The organism is Planktothricoides sp. SR001, from assembly GCF_001276715.1.
Lineage (GTDB): Bacteria > Cyanobacteriota > Cyanobacteriia > Cyanobacteriales > Laspinemataceae > Planktothricoides > Planktothricoides raciborskii.
Genome location: NZ_LIUQ01000010.1, coordinates 128,075 through 150,765, shown reverse-complemented (window position 1 = coordinate 150,765; position 22,691 = coordinate 128,075). Strand labels below are relative to the sequence as shown.

Sequence of the window (22,691 nt, the reverse complement as noted above, 5' to 3'; positions counted from 1 at the left end):
AATCGAGAAAACACCTCGCCAAGCTGAATTAAGAGGAAATAACTATGAACGGCAGTTTTAAAGTTGGTAATTTATTTGGCATCCCATTTTATATCAATTCTTCCTGGTTTTTGGTCTTAGCTTTAGTCACATTTAGCTACGGCAGTCAATTAGCTACTCAATTTAACTTAGGAATAATTTTACCCTGGATTTTGGGATTATGCGCCGCATTGTTGTTATTTACCTCGGTTCTAGCCCATGAATTAGGACACAGCTTTGTGGCGATTAAACAGGGAATTGAAGTTAAATCAATTACCCTATTTTTATTTGGTGGACTCGCAACCCTGGAGAGAGAATCCAAAACCCCAGGAGAGGCATTTTGGGTCGCGATCGCCGGCCCATTGGTCAGCTTCATTTTATTTGGCATTTTCACCGCCATTGGTACATTCACCAATATTTCAGGGGCGATCGCGGCGGTGGTGCAACTCTTAGCTTACATCAACTTGGTCATTGGTACTTTTAACCTAATTCCCGGTTTACCCCTTGATGGAGGCAACATCCTCAAATCAGCGGTTTGGAAAATCACTGGCAACCCCTACAAAGGGGTTTTATTTGCCGGACGAGTGGGTCAATTTTTCGGCTGGATGGCGATTATTTCTGGCTTAATTCCGGTGTTATTCTTTGGTAGCTTTAACAATTTCTGGAATGTCTTAATTGGTGCCTTCTTGCTGCAAAATGCTGGCATGGCCGCCCAATCTGCCAACGTACAAGATAAGTTGACCAAATTTACTGCTGCTGATGCTGTCACCCCAGATAGTCCAGTTATTTTTGCTCACCTTTCTTTGCGAGAATTTGCTAACGAATATGTGATTGGCAAAAACCCCTGGCGCAAGTTCTTAGTCATCGATGAAAGTGGCAAATTTATGGGCGAACTGTTGGTAGATGACATGAAACATATTCCCACCCACGAATGGCCAACTACTCAGGTAAAAGCCCTAATGAAACCAGCGGATATTCAGTTTGTCAAATCCACCCAAAACTTATTGGAAGTGGTAACAAAACTGGAAGAATATAAAGTCACCGAACTCCCAGTAATTGATGAAAATGGAGTAGTTTTGGGAATTCTGGAAAAATCGGGGATTAAAACCTTGCTGCAAGATCGAGCAACCATGAAAACTGCTTAATGTTGTCCCGGCAATGTTGTCGCTGGCTGTTGTCCCATTTAGCATCCATATCTTTGTAGTCACGGCTTTAAACCCGTGACTATACCTCTCAAATGCTTAAAGCACTTGTCAGAGTGATGAAGGACAAAAAAACCTGTCATTCCCGCGTCCTTGCGAAGCCCATACCCAAAGGGCTATATGCGGGAATCCAGAAAAACTCTGTACTTGATCACGATAATAACCGCTATAAACCAGACTGAAAAGTGCGATCGCTTCCCAGAGGTCAGTTCCAAGATCCGGTCGTGCTGCGGTGCGGGAGATGCGGTGCGATCGCTGAATCTGAATCCGCCCTACTTGACAAATCCTGGGGTTGTGGTTATATAATGTGATTCTAGTGTGATTTTGGAAACAAAAGTCACCAAATTACGCGGATGTAGTTCAGTGGTAGAACGTCAGCTTCCCAAGCTGAATGTCATGGGTTCGAGTCCCACCATCCGCTTACTCTCAAACCCTCTCCAGTCAAGGCTTTTACCCCTGTCACCTAAATCGGTTACAGGGGTTCTTAGGTATTAGGTGGCAACATAGGTGGCAACGCAGGTGGCAACGCAGGTGGCAACATCGGTGGCAACATAGTTGCCGGTGATTATGCCCGTATTAGGTGGCAACGCAGGTGGCAACATCGGTGGCAACATAGCCACCGGCAAAGTCATCACCCAGGGCAAAATTTGGGTCAACCTGAGAGATTAACTCTGGTAGCTCTGTAAAGACCCAATTGGTAATTTTTGCGCCCATTGCCTTGACTTTTTGCCACATATCCTTAAAGGTGTCGTTAGCCACGGCGTCCCAAATTTCAGCCCATAGCTTTTCACCGGAAAATTCCCCGGCCTCGGTGCCGGAAATTTCCCCGGCAAAGTCACCGGCATCTATGCCGGAAATTTCCCCGGCAAAGTCACCGGCATCGGTGCCGGAAATTTCCTGAGACTTCATATCCCGCTCTAACCAGAAAGCAAAAATCTGATCCATGTCTATGCCGTCAAATTTGGGCACGGCAAAATAGTGGCGGATAGCATCGGCTCCCGTTCCCACCCGGCCAGCATATTTTTTCTTGTATCCAATGAGATCAAAAATGGCATTGATGCGATCGCCCGTCTTTTCTGGTAAGGCACGGCCAAATGTTTCTCTAAATTGGTTCGGGCATAACTTAGCAACTACATCAGTGAGAAAAGGGTCATCTTTACTAAAATTTTCACCCGTCAGCAACCCGGATAAGCCCGCATCAAAAAGTCTCGAAAAAGATTTGACCCTGACACTGACTGCATACTTGCTGATTTCATGGTCAAGACACTGAGTTTTAGATGTAAAAGTCTGAACTATTTTGGTATCGTGAGAAGTGGCAAAAGCTTTTCCAATGTTTAGGTAGTACAACAGTTGTAACGGTCTAAAACAACCGTCATCATCAGCCATGATTAAATCCTTAGAACAATAGCCATAAGTTCTTACTAAATTACCCTTGCGTTTTTTTTGGCGTTGAGATTTAGTTAGTGCTCTTGAGTTATTAAGTTTTTCCTGCTCTGCATCAGATGTCATAGGTTGAGAGTCAATCTCGCTGACTTCCTTATCATAAGTAGTGTCTCTAATCTCTCTGATTTCAGCGTCTACAGTTTTTACAGGGTCAACGTAATGGCACCGATGACCATCATATGTTAGCAACCATGCCACATTTTCCCGGTAATTTTTTAACCCTATGTTGTTACGGGCTATAAGCGCACAGTAAGCATCAATTGCTGGATTATATAAGTCAAAAGAATGTTTAAGTTTCTCATCAAAATCTTCGAGAAAAGATTCCAATCTCTTTTTGTTGGTTTGTAAGTCATACTTAATCCCTTCTAGTGATTCTTTCCCATTAAATTTCAAAAATATACCTTTAGCTGATTCTGGTATCCAGATATGCCGTTCAACGGGCCGGCGATAACGTGCCACAAACTGAGTGACTGACTGGACAGAGTGAACGCCAGAACCCATATAAAAAACATAATCAAAAAAGTCATCTTCAATGCTAACGCCAGTCTCTAAAACGCCGGTAGAAATGACTAATTGATATTGGCCTAACTTACCCAAATTACTGGTTATGCCATAAGCTTCATGGTTGGGGTCTTTAGCATTATCAGAGTCAATGACTAAAACCTTACCCTGACAATAAGGTGCTAATCTAGTGGCAAGATTTTGGGCAGAAAACAACGTACTTGCCTGTTGACCACTGCATAGCAAAAAAGCCCGCTTACCTTGCTTTAAGCGAGTTTGACACTCTAATAAAAGTCTGTACGGGCCGTTTTCTTGGTACATAAAAACTTCCCAACCTTCAGACTTATTAAACTTGTAATCATTTTGAATTACAGCTACATCCGACTGACCTAAATCAGCCATTTTTCTGACAAAATCAATAGATAAATCAGACATATCAGCATCCGCTAGATAAATCTTTGACGCGCTTTGACAGAGTGATTTAAGCTGAGTCACAATCTCAGCCCGTTTAGATTTAAGAGTATCTGCGCGTAAAAGGTGATTTACGTTTTGTTCGGATTCCTCAAAAACAACAATACAGTCATCAAAGGAATCATCAAGTGTTAGATCAATTTTGCCTTTAGAGTTAGGATGTAGGGAATCAATACACAGTCCTAAGCCAAAATATGCAGCCTCTAACCAGTCATTTTCGGAGGTCATCTCGTTGAGGAACTGAATCCCAAAACGGTTGCATAAGTCTATCCCTAATTGGATTCTGGGAGTTAACGCAATCACCTTTTTACCCGCTTTTGTGGCTTCACTGACTATCTGAGAAAGTGTCTGGGTTTTACCCGTGTTTTTTGGGGATTTAATGGCTACAATCTTAGCTGGCAACTCAGGAATTTGACCTAAATATCTACAATTAAGGTTTAAAGTAGGATAGGTCAAGCTGAGAGACTTTTTAAACTTAGACACTTTCAATGGTAAGGCAGAATTTAGAACCGTCTCAAGTGTCCCAATGCCATTAAGTTTAATGACATCGTCAACACCTTTGCCTAAGCTAGGGTGCCATTGAGCAATCTTGACGACTGCATTTTCGTTGACTTGCCAGGTGATTTTACTAGCTAGTCTACACGCAGCATCATAAGAATTTTTGGCGGCTTTTTCTTTGCTGTCAGAGTCAAAAGCAATCGTAATGTCAAGCTTTTTAAATCGGCTAAAAAATGACTGTAATCGCGGGTTTAAAGGTGTTTTAAATGCTGGGATATTTTTATCGCTGGCGTCTGAAAAGTTCCATATTCCCGGTAGTCCAATGCCAACGTAACCGGCACATAGCAGAGATGCGGCTTTCTTGACGCCTTCAGTGATGACAACGGGTAAGTTGTTGGCTATTACCCATTTCCAAAATTCTTGACTATAACTGGTTTGTGAAAACTCTGGCGTAGGTAATCCGTGCCGTTGGGCGACCGGTTCTGTTACCAGTTCGTTGAGTTTCAGGAAAAATGGTTGTACGGGCATCCCTTCAGGGTGCTCATACTTGATGGTTTTCAGCTTAACGCCTTCTTGATAAGTCCGTGGTTTTACGGGCTTAAAACATCCCCAAGAATCCTCTGCAAAATCTTCCAACGGGTTAAGGGTAGGTACAAACCAGCAACCATGCCGTAAATGATCGTATTTTTTCAGATAGCCACTACTGACTCTGCCAGTGTTGCCACGGGTCAACTTGTCAGAGAGGAGAAACTTGTCAAGTGCCGTCATTCCGTCAAGAACTTGAACGTTGGCGTCAAACAACGCGATCGCCGCTGACTTATCCCAGTCATCCCGTGCCCACTGCTCTAAGTCAAATGGTTGATGTGTAGATTGCCGGTTGACAAACTGAGATTTTTGTTGTAGAGTTGATGAAATAAGATTTCTCATATAAGATTCCTTTAGTTAATTCTAGTTAACTGTCCACTCGGTGCTGATAACACCGGGTTTTTTTGTCTCTAAACTTGGTGTGTGAAGCCTAGAGACGGGATAAACCACACCTTTAAAAATATTTATCCTTCATAGAATAGCACAAAATTACAGAAATGTACGCATCATTCTGACTAATCAAGCTGACTAATCAATCTGATGTCCTATACATAATCGTTATATATAAAGATTATGTATGTGACCGACGGTCACACTGTACGGTTAGCGTACACTTTAATGTCTTAAAAAAAGATTGCAAAATGTCTCAAAAAGATTCAAGGTTAACTTTAATTTTGCCTGACCGTATAATTATTCAAAAGCTTACGAGATAAAGAGTTTAATCTTATTATTTAATCAAGACTAACTTTGATTTTTGGGTATAAATTGTCTCTCTGAGCGACATTTTACTTTCCATTAAAGAGACAAAATGAAAATTTGTTCACTGCCTAGGCTAGTAATCTATGAGCAGATGTGACCGTCGGTCACATTTTGGAAAATGTAAACCTGACCTTACATCTCTGGTAATCGGGACACTTCCGACAATCATAAGCAGGCATTGATTTTCGAGTAGATGTTACCGTCGGTGACATTCTGCAAAATGTAAACCTGACCTTACATTTTCGTAAATTTGCCGGTTGACTGACACTTGCGATAATCACTTGTGAAAGTGCTATGCAATAGCTAATTGCTGACTAAAATGACGATAATCAGCAATTGACAATAACAGATATAAATTTAACAACCAAATATCTGTTATCTGTGACTAGCTTGCCTTTCTGCTTAGACCGTTGGCAGTGGGATAACTATCAAAGTTATTCCAGTTAACCAGTGACTCGCTAACAGATTGACTCAGCTTTTCTAGGGATTCTGTCTGGGTGGTTGACTGACTGAATTGCCGGTCTAACTGTAAGAAAACGTCAGGGATATATACTGCTTTTTCCCCTATATCATCACTGTTAGCCATCAAGTCAGCAATCATGGTTTCTAGGATTTTGACTGACTGCTTTGATAGGCTTAAGTCACCGCGTTCAATGTCACATACAGCATTATCAATATCCAGAATGGCACTTGCCAGAATAGAGCGGGCTAATGTCAACTTAGCTACAATCTCAACCCATTGATTATTGGACATTTTAAATACCTCTAAACTTGCTATGCAGATGTACGAAAGTTGATGATCTTAACGGTAATGGTGCAAAAATCTGCACTCGGTGCGAAAATGGTTCACTCGGTGCAAATGGGTAAATTTCGGGTCACTGGGTGAAAATGGTTCACTCGGTGCAAATGGCTGAAATCTAATCATGGCAAAGGTGCCGCTAGGTTCATACTGGGTGAAAATTTTCACCTTGTCTAAACCTAGCCGCACCCCGTTTTCACCCCGTTTTCACCCCTAACCGAACGGAACTGAGATGAGATTTCAAACATTAACTCTGCATACTTTTGCTTGATTTGTCCCAAAAACTCAGGCACGTAAAAACGTTGCTGAGACACATAGATATAAAGGTTTGTACCTATCTCAGCAACTACCAGAAAACAATCTGGGTTATCCCAGATGTCCAGTTGATAATTTTTGGGGTAAACTTTTTTGAAGTGAGCCAAATATAAGGGAATACCAGAGTTGGTCAACTCATCTATCTTTTTGGTTGGTTCTATTAACCGCCACTGCTGACCTGACTCACGGCGTAATTTAGGCAACACGCTCTCGAAGTTGTTATGACTTGTTACCTGAAAACGGTAATCACTTAGCAAGGTTTTTGCTAAGTCAGGCACTAAAGAACCGTAGTAATAATCTAGAACTTGGATGATTTCAGCTTTGGTTAACCGTGACCAGTCCCGCTTGACAATGCCTAGTCTGGACTGGAAAAAGTTGCGAGTGACTTTGAAGGCAGTCCGACTGAGACTGGACACCTTAGCCTTTAACTGACGGATCGTGAGGGTTACATACAGTCTTTTCATACCGCGTGCCCCCCGTGGTTTTGTGCTATTCTCATAAAAGAACCCCTTTTGTAAGGTGTTTGAACAACCCGTGTCAACGTTGGTATGCGAAACTTAGCGTTGATGCGGGTTTTAACGTTTTTGGCATTACTTAGCAAGGTTGCTTTGTTTTGTCATGTAATGATATTAACACTCTCATCTAATTTTTGCAATATGCTATCTAAACTTTATTAGACATTATGCTACAATAACGGTGTACCAACCAATTAGGGTTTAATAGAGATGGCAGATATTTACTACTTTTCATCAATGCTTATTCGTTGGCACCTTGCTGAGATAATGGACAAATACAAAATTCAGACATCTGAGATGGCTGAAAAAACTGGCATACAGCCAAGTTCTATATCGCATCTAAGATCCAAAACAGTCATGCCAAGGGTTGACGGTCATCGGTTAGGCACGATTGTTACAGCATTAAATGCTTGCCTAGAAGATCGTCATAACCCGATCAGAATTACGCTACTAGACTTGATATCTTGTGATGAAACTGACGCGGCATAACCGCAACGCTCGATCGCTGACCAATGACCTACCCCTAACCGGGTAGGTTTTTTGTTGGGACGTGGCACGGAAAGTTAAATGTCACATCTGGACTGTCAAGGTTTGATTTTTGGCGGTGGCAACCGGGGCCGGTGGCGGTGGCGGTTACGGTAGCAGTTACGGTTTTTGTCACCCCGTGTGGCGATGGTGCAACAAAATATATATGCAGCAAGCGTTTTAGCTTTTTAATATTATTTGCAATAAGCTTGTAACTTAGACCATACAACAATTTCAGCGTTTATATAGCCATTGGGTGATGTAAAAATTTGTCACCCCGTGTGGCGGGGCCGCGTTGTCCCGTTTCATGTGGCAAAAATGTCATTCTGCCCATCCCTACTGTTTTAACCATTTATTTTGCCCATCCCTAGTGTTTTAACCATTCTGTTGTCACCTTGTGTGGCGAAGCAGTAGCAAAATGTATATACAGCAAGCATTTTTACTTTTTGATATTATTTTCAATAAGCCTGTAACTTGCACCATACAACAATTTCAGCGTTTATATAGCCATTGGGTGATGTAAAAACTTGTCACCCCGTGTGGCGGTGGCAATGGCGGTGGCGGTGGCAATGATTTGATAAGTTTTTTGGTTGCCCGCTACGGTTTTTACTATCAGGTCAACTTATATCACCGTGATTTAGCGATCGCACGGTCTGAGAATCAATACCCCTAAATTGCAGGTTTTTGCCGGGTGTGAAAAGTTGCTGTAGAACACTTCGATAATTTGCGACCCTTAAGGGTCGCAAATTGCACTACGGTGACTTTCTGTACCTGACAACCTCTATGCAATTTGGTTGATACATCTACGTTGCAACCATCCCCGGCATTGCCAGAAAAAAATTACCTAGGGGGCGAATCATGGCAATTTCCCCTGACGTTCGACGTATAAACCCTTAAGGGTTCAAAAAAACCAAAAGCTACTCGCTGATAAATTTTTGGCCGCTAAAACCAGAGAAAAAATTTCAGATTTTCTTTTTTCCGTTGGCAGATTAAGTGTTTAATTCTGACGTGGTTTAACAGCTTGTGGCATGACGTGGCTTGACATGGCACTAAGTGGCACTGAATGGCACTAAGTAGCCACGTCATGCCACAAATAGCCCTAAATAGCCCTAATTAACCCTAAAAAACAGGTTTTTTCCCCAAAATCGTGGCCTAATGTGGCCTAAAATGGCACAAAATGGCACTAAGTAGCCACATCAAGTCTACCTAGTGCCATTACAACTTTGTAATTTATGCCCGCTGATTTTGCCCTATAAGGTGGCTAAAATTTTTACTGGCTGATGCAAAAACTTAATCCCCTAATTCTGGCAAAGTGGCTAAATTTTTTACTGGCTGATGCAAAAACTTAATTTCCTAACTCCGGCAAGGTGGCTAAATTTTTTACTGGCTGATGCAAAAACTTAATCCCCTAACTCTGGCAAGGTGATATTTTGGGCTAAATTTTCCCGGTATCGTTGATCGTTGCGGTAGTGTTTCCTGATCATCTCAGGGGATGTGTCCAGTAATGCGGCGATCGTTTCTTCCGACATCCCAGACTCTAACCACCGATTCTGGGTAGTGTGACGGGAATGGTATGTAGGCAGATACTCGCTGACCTCACCCATTGTTACCAGTGACTCAACGACCGGCTTAAATGTCCGATTGGTGAAATTACCAATATCGATGTACCAACGACGGGGCGATGGGAAAACTAGGTTAGGGTAGTGGGGCCGGCTGACTGTTTTGAGATGACGGGAAATTCTAGGCTCCCGGTGAATCGTCTCTCGTTTGGGAATTGCCATGATCAATTCTGCCAGTTCAGAATTAACCGGCAAAATCCGCGAGATGTTTTTGCCGTTGCGATCGCCTTTACTCGGTTTGAGAATCCTGTAAGTGTAGGCACGGTCAAAGTAAATCTTGATAGGCAGGTCCTGTTCCCAGAAAATTTGTTCCCACTCTAGAGCGATCGCCAGTTGCGGTCGAACCCCGGTCAGGAACATAAATTTTAAAAACTCAGCATAGTAAGAATGCTTGATATAGGCATAGGGTGAGGTAAAGCGGTCAGTGGTGATCGCGTTGAGAATCGCCACGGCTTCAGAATCAGAGTAAGACTTGCCAGATTTATCAGGGTTTCCACATTGGTTTTTTAAATCTGCTAAGTCTCTGCTGTAGGGGGTTCTTAGCTATCAAGTCGGGAGATTCGAGGGGAGATTCGAGGGGAGAAAGTTATGCCGTGCTTAATCCCCCCGGTAGTCCCCGGCTAAGTGGGAATTTCTCTTGCCCCCCGAACTTTGGCTTTCTGTTCGAGTCTCATCATCCGCTTGGCCTAAACCCTTATAGGCTATGGCTTATAGGCTTCAGTTTTACCACTGATAATCTCTGTTCACTCCAATTTCGCTCAGTAGCACTCGATAAGCTGTAATGAAAAAATAGGGAAATACTCAGATTTGGGTTATTTTTTAATTAGATAGAATAATTGGGCGAATTTGCTCCACAAGTTGTTGATAAGTCGATTCGTCTAAAACTGGCTGGGAACCGTTGAGCGAAATGGGTTGGGCTAAGTCAATCCATGACCGACAACCACCATATTGTTTAGGGTCAGAAATTACCTGGTTTTCGGCAAGTTTGTAGGCGCGTAACAATAAAATATAGAGGGGTTGGTGCGGTTTCCAGTTAAATCGATCGCGGATCAGGCGATCGCGCCAAATATGAAACGGCGATAACCCAGTTAAAATTGCATCCCCTTGGTCAGTTTTTAGGGTGAAAATATCTGTAATTTCCGCCCAAGCCGTAATCTTGACAGTTTGGGGATGTCCAGTTGACTCGACCGGGTTGATTTGCTCCGCATAAGCTGATTTAAGTAATTCGGGTTTTTGATGCTCGAATGTCGGATAGAGTAAAACTTTCTCGCCCTTGACCTGAAACCGTCCTCCGGTTTCGTGAATTCCCCCTTTACGCAGAAGCAAAATCGTTTTACCCTGGGTTAGGGCATCGATCGCTACCGCCCATTCTTTTAATGTAGCAGTTAGTTCCATCACTAGATTTTTGTAGGTGATTGTTGGCTATTGCCAAAAATTCATTAATTTTAGGGTAAATTATAGCAGGAAAATATCAGGAAAGAGGCCAACATGGAAACGCGCACTTTAGGCAAGTCCGATCTGAAAATTACCCCGATTATTATGGGGACATGGCAAGCCGGTAAAGCCATGTGGGTAGGGATTGAAGATTCCCAGAGCATTCAAGCATTAAGGGCGGCATTTGATGCGGGAATTACTACCATCGATACCGCCGCAGTTTATGGCAATGGTCATTCAGAGAAAATCGTAGCGGAGGCATTGTCCGATGTGCGATCGCAGGTTGTTTATGCCACCAAGGTCTTTGCCAATCATCTGAAATACGACCAAGTAATCAAAGCCTGCGAATCTTCTTTAAAAAATATGAAAACTGACTATATCGATCTGTATCAAATTCATTGGCCATCGGGCAGTTTTGGCAGCGAAATTGTGCCAATCGAAGAAACAATGCGGGCGATGAATGACCTCAAACAACAAGGAAAAATTCGCGCCATTGGCGTTTCTAACTTTTCTCGTCTGCAAATGGAAGAAGCCGCCCAATATGGCCAAATTGATAGTTTACAACCGCCTTATTCTCTGTTCTGGCGACAAGTAGAAACCGACCAAATGCCCTATTGTGTGGCACAGAATATTGCCATCATCGCTTATTCTTCTTTAGCCCAGGGATTATTAACAGGCAAATTTGGCCCAGACCACCAATTTGCCGAAGGCGATCATCGGGCAAAAAATAAACTATTCTATCAGAAAGACAACTATCAGCGAGTTCAGCAAGCTTTAGAGGCATTAAAACCCATCGCGGCTCGCCACAATTGTACCTTAGCTCAGTTATCTTTAGCGTGGTTAATTGCTCAACCTCAAACTTGTGCCATTGTTGGGGCAAGAAATGCCGAACAAGCGATCGCCAACGCCAAAGCCGCATCGGTCAAATTATCCCCCGAAGCTTTAGCAGAAATTGATGCCATCGGACGCACAGTAACTCAGCATTTAGATAATAATCCCGTCATGTGGGATTTTTAACTTGCCATTGGTTCTGTGAGAAAAATTACCCATTAATCCGCTAGTTTGAATCGGGGATTTTTATTAGAAAATTTTGACTTTCATACCGGGATCTACCATGCCGGTATGAAAGTCAGGAATCTCTATTAGTTCTCTCGATTTAATCCCGCGAGCATTGCCTGCTGACTAATCAGAGGATAAACTGTTTGCAAATACTCCGTCACAACCGAAGAACCCACCGGCCCTAGCACATCTAAAATCGTTTCACTACTTGGTGGAGGGGCAATGACCACTAAGCCAGAATCTAAGGGTTGATCGTATTGCCAAAATTCTTCTAAATCCAGGGGTGGGTGAGCGAATTTTACCTGATTTTTTTCGATAAAATTATCAGTATCATTGGGATTGTCTGCGGATTCAATCTCTCGAATTTCACGCAATTTTGCAATCAGTTCTGCTTGACTGCGACCGCGCAATTGAAATAATAAAAATGGGTCTTCACTGAAGCGATCGCCCAACAAATAATAGACCGCTGCAATATGTTTACAAGGATTAGCCTTATCCGGGCAGCTACAGCGAGAATGAATTTCTGATAATTTAAACGGAAACAGCCTTAAGCCATTGGCCGCAAAAATATCCTCAATATTAGCAGGCATTTCTCCGGCTAATAACTTCGCGGAAAATATCGCTCTTTCCGATAAGCTTTTTACCACATATTGCCAATCTTCTTCCGTAAACCGATCCAACCATAAAGAGAGTTCATAAGGCTCGGATTCAGTGCCTTGGACTTTAGCGATGATCTTTTGTTCAGAAAAGTCAATGGATAGCACATTTCCTTCCATCGCATAGCGACGCCCTCGTTCTAAACGCTTTTTAAACCGATAAGAATTTAATAAATCAACCCATTGTTGCGCCCACCATTCTTTATCGCTTTCAGAGTATGAATTAGTCATGGTTTCTCCTTTCTTAGTTCCTTTCTTAGTTCCTTTCTTAGTTCGTTTCTTAGTTATTGATGATTGCTCAATCCAAGGTTTAATTTGCCCCACGCCGCCAAATTTTAATTGCGCGATCGGCACTACCACTCACTAAGGTCTTACCATCGGGGGTAAAAGCAACCGCTGTCACAGGATTAATATGGCCTGACAAGGTTTCCAGAACCGCACCATTAGTCGGATTCCAAATTTTCACCGCATTATCTGCACCCCCACTGGCTAAATATTGTCCATCGGGGCTAAATTGCAGGGACATCACCGTAGAAGTATGTCTGGCCAGGGTACTAATCACTTGACCTGTGCGGGAATTCCATAACTTAATCGTGCCATTGTTGCTGGCACTAGCCAGCATTTGACCATCAGGACTGAACGCCACACAGAGAACTGGGGACTCGTGACCTTTCAGTTCCCGTTTACGAAACCCTCTGCCTAAGTTCCAAATTCTAACGGTTTGATCGTAACTAGCGCTGGCCAAGCTGCGACCATCCGGACTAAACGCAACGTCCCAAACAAAGCTTTTATGGCCTTTAAGCTCATCTTTTTGTTCGAGATTGGCTAGGTTCCATAATTTAATCTTCTTATCTGGGCTGGCCGTTGCCAGGGTTTGCCCATCGGCAGAGATGGCTACTGCACTGACCCCGAAGTCGTGGGCTTTTTTGGTGAACTCCAAGGAAGCCACGGGAGTCTCGGAATTGATTGCCAGTTCGCTGAGGTTCAATTTCCAAATTTTGATGGTTTCGTCAGCACTGCCACTGGCCAAAGTTTGCCCATCGGGAGAAATAGCCACGGAGTAAACTTCTTTAGCATCTTGGGCTAAGGTGGCGATCAATCTGCCGGTTTCTAGATTCCAGAGTTTAATGGTTTTATCTCGACTGGCACTAATGAGCACTTTGCCATCGGGACTAATCGCCAGGTCGTTGACTCTAGAGATATGCCCTTGTTCTGAGTCGTCCAGGGTTTTGACCAGGGCAAATTTACCAGAAGGGTTAAAGGTTCCGGGATTTGCTAATTGTGCCTGGTGGGATGGAGGCTGACTGGCACTATTGGCTAATAAAGCAGGCTGACTGATCCAAACCGCTACGGATAATCCCATGAATCCAAGACTTAATAACCAACGCCAAGAGAATCTCATCGGTTTTACACTCCCCACTGTATTTAGAATTAAATTAGACTTAATTTAGACTTACATTTAAACTGTCCTTATCAAAGATATCCCCAGACAGTTAATTGTTCTGGAAAATTCTGGAAGATTCGACTAAATTAGATCGGGATTAGATCCGGTTGCCTGAAATCAGAGGAAAATCAGCGGGTTAGAAGTCCACCATCTAGCCCAGCCTAAAGTCCACCGGATCGAGATGGCCGCTCGCGGAGTAACAATCAGGAGATTTTTTTTAAAAATAAGAAACTTTGTTCGTGCAGATGCGATCGCGCCCTTGTTCTTTGGCTTGATATAATGCCTGATCTGCGGCATTAATCAAAATAGTGGGTGATTCACCGGCACGGGGAAAAATACTGGCAATTCCTAAACTGAGTGTGATTTGATGAGACACTAAAGACCCCTGATGAGGAATTTTCAACTGATTGATTTGAGTGCAAATTTTTTCCCCAACTTCTATGGCACCGGACAAGTGGGTATTCGGCAGAATAATCGCAAACTCTTCGCCCCCATAACGGGCGACTAAATCAGCGGGACGTTTGACCACCGAACTAATAGCTGCTGCCACTTGTTGCAAACAACTATCCCCGGCTAAATGTCCGTAAGTATCATTGTAAGGTTTAAAGTAATCAATATCGCATAAAATTAAGGATAACCAGGACTCTTCTCTGAGCATTCGTCGCCATTCTTTTTGTAAGAACGTATCAAATAAACGGCGATTAGCTACCTGGGTCAAACCGTCATAACTGGCAAGGCGTTCTAACTCTTTGTTTGTCGCTTGTAGTTTTTCAAATAAAGTGGATTGTTGAATTGCGATCGCCACATGAACCCCTAATTGTTGCAGTAAATTCATTTCCCACAATTGCCATTGCCGATGGCCGCGACATTGATGGGCAATCAACAGACCCCATAACTTAGAATTATCGGCTTTTGATTGGTTTTTTTGTAATATGTTTTGCTGTTCTTTTTGCTGTTCTAAAGATGACTGGTTAATTGCTTGATGGTTAATTGCTTGATGGTTAATTGCTTGATGGTTAATTGCTTGATTAAAGAGAATCGGCACCACTAAATTTGCTCTGACCTGGAACCGCGATAATAAATCCAGATGACATTGAGTCAGATTCGCTGTATAGATATCTTCAGTGGCTTTAACGCGACCTTCTTGATACGGGACAATATAGCGGTTTTCAAAGCATGTATCGAGAATGTTTTCGTTTAAAATTGCCAACGAATCGGAGACGACTGATTCCACAATAACCCGACCACTCCAATCGGGATTAAATCGGAAGACGATGACGCGATCGGTATTTAATAATTGGCGAACTTCATCCACCGTGGTTTGCAAAATTTCTTTTGCATTCAGCGATTGACGAATTTTAGTAGCTATTTGGCTGAGGATTTTTTGTCGTTCTTGCTGTTGGCGTCGGCTTAAATCATTTTCCTTGCCTTGGGAAATTTGATGAATAAAAGAACATCCATAAGCTTCCCCTTTAAACTCTACATAATTGACGGTGACTTCTAAGGGGGTGGTGGTGCCTTTTTCTGAAAGGGTATGAAACTTTAAATGAAAAAATCCCCGTTGCTTTAAGTCTTGCCATTGTTGTTGCCAGTCGGCTTCTGTCAAATCGGGGTTAATGTCAAAAATTGTCATTTCTAATAGCTGTTCTCGCCGATATCCCAAGGAACGGCAAGCGGCATCATTGACATAACAAAACCGACCGTCAGCGGATAACCAAAAGGCAGCTTCCGCCGTGCGATCTATGGATAATTGGGTAAATTTGAGGGTGGCTTGAGTCTGCGATCGCTCCGTAATATCTTGAAAGATCCAAATTCGGCCAACAATTTGATTTTGCCAGCGTTGAGGTTGGGTGGAAAATTCAAAAATTCGACCATCTTTTAATTCCAGCAATTGATCAGCGAACCCATCAGATGTCGATAATTGCTGAATTTTTTGGGTAAAAGTTTCGGGATTTTTTAATTGAGCCGCGATCGCCTCAAGTTCAGACTGGGATGAGCTATGTTGTAATCCCGTGGACAGTCCCCAAAGTTGGCGAAATCGCTCATTGCAGGCGATAATTTCCCCCTGACTATCTGCCAGCATCATGCCATTGGGACTAGATTCGATCAACCCTTGCAGTAAAGCCAGCGATCTCTCTAATTTTTCTTGCCATAAACTGCGATCTTTTGCTGGGGGAATTTCCTCACCCAAAACCTGACCCACAACTAAAATAATCCCTGGAGAAATCCCTGGAGAAATTCCTGGAGAAATCCCTGGAGAAATCCCTGGAGAAATTCCTGGAGAAATCCCTGGAGAAATTCCTGGAGAACTTAACGGCGCCGATAATGGGATCTGATTGCCGCATTCTACCTTAGTAGCGATCGGGCGCACAGTCAGTTTTACCCAACAAATACTCCGATCTTTTTTTCTCAGACCACTGTTGAAAATTCTGACTACACCTACTGGATTTAAATCAGGATTGATTTCCTCTGGGAACAGATCCCATTCTGAGGCAACCAGGATCTCCCCAAACCGCTTGCCCACTAATTCCTCATCCAGATAACCCAGGGATTTTTCCGCGAATGAATTCGCCCAGCAGATAACTCCTGTGGCATCAAGGGTGAAGCCGATCGCCGGGAAATACTCATAAAATATCTGTAACCATGACTGGTCAGGGTTACCATCATGGTGAGATGGCGATCGTTCAGATGCAGCAGTAGAATGGAGTACAGAGTCTTCTTTTGGATTCACTTTCACCTCCAACAACATATTGTTGTTGTCACCGATACCGGGCTTACAGAACCAGTTCCCTAATTGCCCAAATTAATTGCCCACATTGATTGGGATTAATCTTGTTTTGAGGAATTCGATCATCTTTTTCGTTTTTTTCGTTGTTTTCATCTCACAACTGATAATCAGACGCGATCTAGCGGTTCTAGTCCAACAACAGATATCATATCATCCTTGTCGCACAAAGTCGCACAACACTAAAGAGCAGAGAAATTGGCTTGCTCTGCTCTTTCTACCTAAAAAACTCACCCGCATTGGTGAATTTTACAGTGAAAATCGACTTTCTCCCTGAATTCACCTTTGTTTAGATCAGTTATTTAGCTCAATTTTTTAATTTTTATAGATTGTTTAAATTCTTTAATTTTTACCTTTTTTTTAGAGTTTCTGTGAGCGATTTCTCCTGGAACGTGAAACATATTGGATATTATTATTTTTACTAATTCACCCTAAGTCTGTCAACCATCCGCCCCGCAAAACCGCAAAAAAAGATAGAGCATAATCCTGGTTTACGGACAAAAATCTTAAAAACCTGATTCGGTTGCTGGCTCACCAAATTTCAGAAAAATTCTCCTTAAAAATGCTCAAAATGCTCAAAATGCTCAAAATGCTCAAAATGCTCAAAATGCTCAAAATGCTCAAAATGCTCAAAAAAACTTATCACCCACTCTTTCGGGAAGGGTGAGCGATTTTTTTTCAGCGCTAAAGCTAGACTGACTGAACCGAAATCACTTCAAAAAAGTCAAGTAAACCAAGTCCAGTCATCCCAACCACAATCAAAACAGGGAATGATTAGGGAATTATTTATGTGGCCATCCGTTGTTGAGCCAAATCTCTAATCAGCAAGAGTCTAGAGTTCAGGTAATTTTGAATATAATTAGTTTCTTGAGGGTCGAGTGCTTGTTCTTGCTGAAATTGCGAAATCAACCATTGCACCAACCCCTGATCGTCCATCGATAATAAGATGCTGCCCTGAGTTTTTTCAATTAAGTGCCAAAGATGGCGCAGCGTGCTGGGACTCATACTTACCTCCTTTTAAAAGCTCCTCATCTTGGATCAAGGATTTGGAGCATCGGTTTGTTTTGCGATCGCTGGAATATCGCTGGAATACAGACTAAACCAGCCTCACCATTTCCTTAACTTTTTTTTTATAATTACACATTATCGGATCAACCCGGTAAAAAATGCAACATTTTTTACCAAAACATTATTTTTGGTTACATTCTTGAGAGTCTGCCCTCAAGGTTTTGTATAAAATCTTAAAAAAAAAGCTGATTTGCTGCAAAAATATTCGGTGACTTTTTTAGAGATTTTCGAGATGACTGACCCCAGTTTTCCCAGATAAAATCCGCAAATGTCTTGGAGCGTCAGGCATTTTATGCTGTGGCTTGCCGGATTGATTATCTATATTTTAATTCACCAGACAAAAATTTTCAAGTTCCCTGAATAGGCATTTATATGAATAAATGTTAAAAAATTGGTAAATTCTCCCAGATGGAAGATTAGTAGGAGTTTGCCCGGATTTGATGTTAAATAACAAATAAACAACGACAAATAACCAATAATAGCCGATATCAAATAACAAATAATGAACAATAAATAACAAATAACTAAAACCCATGTTTTTTAATTTGCCCTTGAAGATAAGACTCCGGGTCTGTGGGGTCAAATTGATCATATTTCAATTGTTCTTTACGCAGAATCACTGTAGGGGGAGTTTGACCTAATTTTTTCGCGAGATGCCTAGCTAAACCGGTGAGAAATACTTCATCAGCAATGGCTTCATGGTCTACGTTTGATGGCATGAGGTTCCAGCGTTGAAATTGGGTGGTAATCCAATAAGAAAAGCTTTTCCAAGGATAGGGGTCAAAGTCAATGCGATCGCGCACATTGTGTGTATTGCCTAGACCATCTTCAAAGCTGCCGGTGAGCACTGCTTTGACTAAAGATTCTGGTTGATTCAAATATTCTGGGGCAGCGATCGCCCGGGCAATTTCGGGGCGATGTTGTGATTGACTGGCATAATTACAGCCATCAATAATTGCCTTATTTAATGCCCGAAAGGTAGTGGGATTTTCTTCAATCCAAGGCTGCCCTGTGGCTAAACAACAACAGGGATGTCCCGGCCAAATTTCCGAACTCAGAATATGAATAAAACCCAGTTTTTCCGCCACGGCTGTTTGATTAAACGGTCCTGGGCACATCATCGCGTCAATTTCCCCATTAGCCAGTTTTATTACCATATCTGCTGGGGTCAAAACCACCAATTTGACATCTCGATCGGGGTTTACTCCCCCAGCGGCAAGATAGTAACGTAATAAAAGATTATTCATGGAATAAATAAAAGGAATAGCGATGGTAAATCCTTTCAAGTTCGCTGCACTTTTGACTTTATTTTTATGTTTGATTGCCACAGTCATGGCATTGCCGTTGATATTTTCAATGCTGGCCAATTTTATGGGAAACCGGGCAGACCCTAAGCCCAAGCTGATGGCTAAAGGCATGGCAGCAATCATGTGGTAAGCATCCAGTTCACCAGCGATCGCGGCATCCCTGACTTGTGCCCAATTTTGCATTTTCACTAATTCAACTTTTAGGCCATATTTTTCATAAAAACCTAAAGGCTGTGACATAATAATTGGCGTGGCACAAGTCACCGGCATAAACCCTATTTTTAGCTGGTTTTTTTCTAATTTTTGTGCTAAATCATTTGGCGAATCGGATGTCAAATCTGCGGTATTGTCTTTTTGACAATTGGTGAGCATAATTAACGCAGCCACCGTGAGCACTCTGGCTAAAAATTGCCGCCGATTAAACTTTCCTGTTTTAATGGTATTTTCAAATAGTTCCCCTTGGCGATCGCCAAAAGCAGCGGCAAAAGCAGCCTGAATGCCTCCCGCTTCTTGAACCACTTCTAAACAAAGGCGATCTACCAAATTAGATGAATTTAACTCATAGTCTGGTTGTTCTAGGTCTGGTTGTTCTAGGATGAGGCGATTCCGCGAAGCGGATCGCTCGAAGAGCGAATCGCGGAAAAATTGGCTTAAAGAAACTTTTAACTGATTTTCCGTCAGAGTTTTGGCTAAATCCACAACCTCTGAGGAATAAACCCCCATTTTAATTAAATCTTGGGTCAAATCGACGGTATCCTTGGGCATATCTGCCCAAACTGCATGGCCATGAGGAGCCATAGCATTAGAGTGAAATTGACCACAATTCGGGCATTTAATTAGCCCGGTATGCAATCCAATTGAATCAAGAGAATAAGTTGACTCAAGAGAATAAGTTGACTCAAGAGAATAATTTGAAGATAAAATAGCCATTTTTTTGATTTCTGAGAATTTAGAGTAAATTTTATTGTTGGACTGAAAAAGCGAATCACCCCAACTTATAACCGCTGAATGCTTATCTTTGATTCAAGGGCTGTCCATCACAATTTGGTGGGCAATGCTTGCTAAAGCATATAATAAATCATATACTAAATCATCTTTTGTAAATTTTCAGCCGAATGACTTAACTGTTGAGTATAAATTTGAACTTGGATGATGCCTTCTGCGCTTTCTTTAGCGGCAATATTCAGATTTTGCATAGCCTGAACAATCTGCTCGATCGCCTGAGTTTGCTGGACGGCTCCTAAGGAAATTTGCTGAGAATTCAAAGCCATCTCATTCATAGAATTCCTAACTTGTGTAAAGGCTGCTGCTGTATTTTCTGAAATTTGTACGCTAGTGGCGACAATTTTTTGCCCTTCTTGAGAAACGGATACAGTAGCTTGAATTTTGCTTTGAATCTCAGTAATCAATTCATCAATTTGTTGGCTCGATGCCCGACTTTGATCCGCAAGTTGACGAATATAATTAGCCACAACCCCAAAACCTTTCCCTTGTTCTCCAGCCCGCACTGCTTCTACCGATGCGTTCAGGGCTAACATATTGGTTTGACTGGCAAAATCACTGACCAAACTGATGATTTGGCGAATCTGACTGGCTTGCTGATTTAACTCTTGAATTTGTTCGGCGATCGCCCCTACTTTTTGCTGTAATAGACTCATGTCTTCTAAACTTTGCTCAATGGCATGACTTCCTTTAGTGGTGAGTTCAAGAATGACCCTAGCGCTGCGGGCAGAACTTTCGGCTTGTTCTGACATTTTTCTCGCTGAGGCATTTAACTCATCAATGGTGGTGGTAGTTTCATGGACTGAAGACGCTTGTAAGCTTGAGGTACGGGCTTGTTCTTCGATGGTGGCAGCGATTTCCAGGGCTGAACCCGCGACTGCCGTGGCTTCTTGGTTCATCCGATCAGCGATCGCCCCTGCTAACCTTAAACCCAGGGCGATCGCTACCACCGCAACCAAGCAAGTCGATCCAAATACCGCCCAGGGGAGAGATTTTAATGCCACATCTGCTTGATTACTTTGAATTTGAAGCTCCTCCTGTATGATCGCTTCAAAATCGGCCAAAAGCTGCTCTAATTGATGAATAATTTGTTGTCGGTTGCCCTGATTCCAAGTTTCAATAGCCTTATTAGGATTTCCCAGTTCAATGTAAGAAATTAACCGCCGGTCAAATTCTCCGCTTTCATAGCCTAATGTAATAATCTTATTTAATAATTCTTTTTGTCGTGGCTCAACGATAGTGGATCGTAATATTTCTGACTGTTGATAAAACAGGTCATCCCACCGTTCAAATGTTTTGATATCCACTGGATCTTGACCGATCATATACCCCAAGGCAGACCGTTGCATTAAAGTTAGGCTAAACCCCAATCTTTTCACATCATTTAATGATTGATGTGCCCGAGTAAATTTTTCTTTGCTTATGCTAATATTTACGCCATTTTTATACACAATAAAACTAGCGATCGCAAACAAAATAATTGGCATAAAATAAACGGAAAGAATCCGATATTTTAATTTTTGAGAGTCAAAGAGGTGAAAATGCAAAAAAGCTGAAAAGGACATCGGACGGATTCCTGTAAAACGTTTAACTGGCTGAACCGAAGATAAGCGAATTCTGCTAAAGTTCGCTAAAGTTCAGTTTAAATCTATTCTGTGAATCAGAAATCAACCATGAGTTCAGCACTTTCTGAAAAAATTAAGCAATTTTATGACGCCTCCAGCGGTTTGTGGGAAACGATTTGGGGCGAACACATGCACCACGGCTATTACGGCGCCGACGGTCAGAAACAAGTAGAACGCCGTCAAGCCCAAATTGATCTAATTCACGAATTGGTGAACTGGACATCAGAGAAGCTAGGCAGAGATGTCACCAAAAATCTATCCACATTTATCGATGTGGGCTGTGGCATCGGTGGTAGCACTTTATACTTAGCTCAATATTGTAACGCTAAGGGTACGGGAATTACTCTCAGTCCAGTGCAAGCGACGAGAGCAACGGAACGAGCGGCTGAAGCGAATATATCCTGTGAATTTCAAGTTGCCGATGCGTTAAATATGCCCTTTGCGGATCAGTCCTTTGATTTGGTCTGGTCCCTAGAAAGTGGCGAACATATGCCCGATAAACAAAAATTTCTCCAAGAATGCTATCGGGTGCTCAAACCGGGGGGCACTTTGATTTTGGCTACTTGGTGTCATCGTCCCACCGATGCCGCTTCTGGAGGGGCATTGACCGCTGATGAAGCAAAACATTTAGCGGATTTGTACCGAGTTTACTATTTGCCTTATGTGATTTCCCTGCCAGAATATGAGGCGATCGCCCATGATTGTGGCTTCCAAAATATCCATACCGTTGATTGGTCTACTGCTGTCGCCCCCTTCTGGAATACTGTCATCAGTTCTGCCTTTAGCCTGCAAGCGATTTTTGGCTTACTCAGCGCCGGTTGGCAGACCATTCAAGGCGCCCTGGCATTAGGCTTGATGAGTGGAGGTTATCAACGAGGATTGATTCGTTACGGTGTCCTTTGTGGCACCAAAGAGTAAGTTTTTCAGAACTAAGGTGTAGGGTGTGGGGAGCTTCTGGTGCGGGGGGGCAGGGGGGCAGAGGAGACCGCCGTCGGCGGAGGGGCGGAGGGGCGGCGGTTTTCTGCCCTTGTAAACCACACCCGTCGGGGATTAAAATCCCC

The 22,691-nt window shown here is 42.6% G+C and carries 15 protein-coding genes and 1 tRNA gene; 5 read left to right on the top strand and 11 right to left on the bottom strand.

Features of this window, described 5'->3' with window-relative positions; all coding sequences use genetic code 11:
• Positions 1–44: 44 nt before the first annotated feature.
• Positions 45–1,163, top strand: coding sequence for a site-2 protease family protein (locus AM228_RS08655; protein ID WP_054465722.1), 1,119 nt, complete (start codon positions 45–47; stop codon positions 1,161–1,163).
• A gap of 406 nt (positions 1,164–1,569) precedes the next feature.
• A tRNA-Gly gene (locus AM228_RS08650) sits at positions 1,570–1,641 on the top strand.
• A gap of 155 nt (positions 1,642–1,796) precedes the next feature.
• Here the strand turns inward: AM228_RS08650 and AM228_RS08645 are convergent.
• From AM228_RS08645 to AM228_RS08635, 3 genes are all read right to left on the bottom strand, one after another.
• A complete protein-coding gene (locus tag AM228_RS08645; protein ID WP_054465721.1) occupies positions 1,797–5,060 on the bottom strand; it encodes a plasmid replication protein, CyRepA1 family in 3,264 nt (1,087 codons plus the stop codon).
• 802 nt (positions 5,061–5,862) lie between these two features.
• Positions 5,863–6,231 (bottom strand): hypothetical protein, encoded by a 369-nt coding sequence (locus AM228_RS08640; protein WP_054465720.1) that lies wholly within the window; start codon positions 6,229–6,231, stop codon positions 5,863–5,865.
• Positions 6,232–6,455: 224 nt separating this feature from the next.
• On the bottom strand, positions 6,456–7,055 hold the full coding sequence (locus tag AM228_RS08635; RefSeq protein WP_054465719.1) for a hypothetical protein: 600 nt from the start codon (positions 7,053–7,055) through the stop codon (positions 6,456–6,458).
• A 261-nt stretch (positions 7,056–7,316) separates the two neighbouring features.
• On the opposite strand from AM228_RS08635, the gene AM228_RS36700 reads away from it, so the two are divergent.
• Entirely contained in the window at positions 7,317–7,595 is a 279-nt protein-coding gene (locus AM228_RS36700; RefSeq protein WP_054465718.1) for a helix-turn-helix transcriptional regulator, read from the top strand.
• 1,436 nt (positions 7,596–9,031) lie between these two features.
• On the opposite strand, the gene AM228_RS08625 is transcribed toward AM228_RS36700, so the two are convergent.
• Together AM228_RS08625 and AM228_RS08620 are read right to left on the bottom strand one after the other, a co-directional pair.
• Positions 9,032–9,700 carry a tyrosine-type recombinase/integrase gene (locus AM228_RS08625; RefSeq protein WP_054465717.1) on the bottom strand — a complete coding sequence of 223 codons (669 nt, stop codon included), beginning with the start codon at positions 9,698–9,700 and terminating at the stop codon, positions 9,032–9,034.
• 369 nt (positions 9,701–10,069) lie between these two features.
• On the bottom strand, positions 10,070–10,645 hold the full coding sequence (locus AM228_RS08620) for a DUF1802 family protein (protein ID WP_054465716.1): 576 nt from the start codon (positions 10,643–10,645) through the stop codon (positions 10,070–10,072).
• Positions 10,646–10,738: 93 nt separating this feature from the next.
• Here AM228_RS08620 and AM228_RS08615 point away from each other — a divergent pair, with 93 nt between their 5' ends.
• Positions 10,739–11,701 carry an aldo/keto reductase gene (locus AM228_RS08615; protein WP_054465715.1) on the top strand — a complete coding sequence of 321 codons (963 nt, stop codon included), beginning with the start codon at positions 10,739–10,741 and terminating at the stop codon, positions 11,699–11,701.
• 125 nt (positions 11,702–11,826) lie between these two features.
• Here the strand turns inward: AM228_RS08615 and AM228_RS08610 are convergent, their stop codons facing one another.
• From AM228_RS08610 to AM228_RS08580, 6 genes are all read right to left on the bottom strand, one after another.
• Positions 11,827–12,630 carry an SWIM zinc finger family protein gene (locus AM228_RS08610; protein WP_054465714.1) on the bottom strand — a complete coding sequence of 268 codons (804 nt, stop codon included), beginning with the start codon at positions 12,628–12,630 and terminating at the stop codon, positions 11,827–11,829.
• A 79-nt stretch (positions 12,631–12,709) separates the two neighbouring features.
• The gene (locus tag AM228_RS08605) at positions 12,710–13,801 is read right to left on the bottom strand and encodes a WD40 repeat domain-containing protein (RefSeq protein ID WP_082348802.1); all 1,092 of its coding nucleotides are present in this window, start codon (positions 13,799–13,801) and stop codon (positions 12,710–12,712) included.
• A 259-nt stretch (positions 13,802–14,060) separates the two neighbouring features.
• Positions 14,061–16,574, bottom strand: coding sequence for a diguanylate cyclase domain-containing protein (locus AM228_RS08600; protein WP_197285248.1), 2,514 nt, complete (start codon positions 16,572–16,574; stop codon positions 14,061–14,063).
• A gap of 840 nt (positions 16,575–17,414) precedes the next feature.
• Complete coding sequence (locus AM228_RS08595; RefSeq protein WP_054465711.1) at positions 17,415–17,633, bottom strand: hypothetical protein; 219 nt, start codon at positions 17,631–17,633, stop codon at positions 17,415–17,417.
• A gap of 587 nt (positions 17,634–18,220) precedes the next feature.
• Entirely contained in the window at positions 18,221–19,801 is a 1,581-nt protein-coding gene (locus tag AM228_RS08585; protein ID WP_190879356.1) for an ABC transporter substrate-binding protein, read from the bottom strand.
• A gap of 287 nt (positions 19,802–20,088) precedes the next feature.
• Entirely contained in the window at positions 20,089–21,570 is a 1,482-nt protein-coding gene (locus AM228_RS08580) for a methyl-accepting chemotaxis protein (protein ID WP_054465708.1), read from the bottom strand.
• Positions 21,571–21,678: 108 nt separating this feature from the next.
• Here AM228_RS08580 and AM228_RS08575 point away from each other — a divergent pair, with 108 nt between their 5' ends.
• Complete coding sequence (locus AM228_RS08575) at positions 21,679–22,548, top strand: methyltransferase domain-containing protein (protein ID WP_054465707.1); 870 nt, start codon at positions 21,679–21,681, stop codon at positions 22,546–22,548.
• The last annotated feature ends 143 nt before the right edge of the window (positions 22,549–22,691 follow it).

Bases quoted from the DNA above. Each gene is read 5' to 3' on its own strand.
- AM228_RS08655 (WP_054465722.1), top strand. From the start codon at position 45: ATGAACGGCAGTTTTAAAGTTGGTAATTTATTTGGCATCCCATTTTAT.
- AM228_RS08645 (WP_054465721.1), bottom strand. From the start codon at position 5,060: ATGAGAAATCTTATTTCATCAACTCTACAACAAAAATCTCAGTTTGTC.
- AM228_RS08640 (WP_054465720.1), bottom strand. From the start codon at position 6,231: ATGTCCAATAATCAATGGGTTGAGATTGTAGCTAAGTTGACATTAGCC.
- AM228_RS08635 (WP_054465719.1), bottom strand. From the start codon at position 7,055: ATGAAAAGACTGTATGTAACCCTCACGATCCGTCAGTTAAAGGCTAAG.
- AM228_RS36700 (WP_054465718.1), top strand. From the start codon at position 7,317: ATGGCAGATATTTACTACTTTTCATCAATGCTTATTCGTTGGCACCTT.
- AM228_RS08620 (WP_054465716.1), bottom strand. From the start codon at position 10,645: ATGGAACTAACTGCTACATTAAAAGAATGGGCGGTAGCGATCGATGCC.
- AM228_RS08615 (WP_054465715.1), top strand. From the start codon at position 10,739: ATGGAAACGCGCACTTTAGGCAAGTCCGATCTGAAAATTACCCCGATT.
- AM228_RS08610 (WP_054465714.1), bottom strand. From the start codon at position 12,630: ATGACTAATTCATACTCTGAAAGCGATAAAGAATGGTGGGCGCAACAA.
- AM228_RS08605 (WP_082348802.1), bottom strand. From the start codon at position 13,801: ATGAGATTCTCTTGGCGTTGGTTATTAAGTCTTGGATTCATGGGATTA.
- AM228_RS08595 (WP_054465711.1), bottom strand. From the start codon at position 17,633: ATGAGTCCCAGCACGCTGCGCCATCTTTGGCACTTAATTGAAAAAACT.
- AM228_RS08585 (WP_190879356.1), bottom strand. From the start codon at position 19,801: ATGGCTCCTCATGGCCATGCAGTTTGGGCAGATATGCCCAAGGATACC.
- AM228_RS08580 (WP_054465708.1), bottom strand. From the start codon at position 21,570: ATGTCCTTTTCAGCTTTTTTGCATTTTCACCTCTTTGACTCTCAAAAA.
- AM228_RS08575 (WP_054465707.1), top strand. From the start codon at position 21,679: ATGAGTTCAGCACTTTCTGAAAAAATTAAGCAATTTTATGACGCCTCC.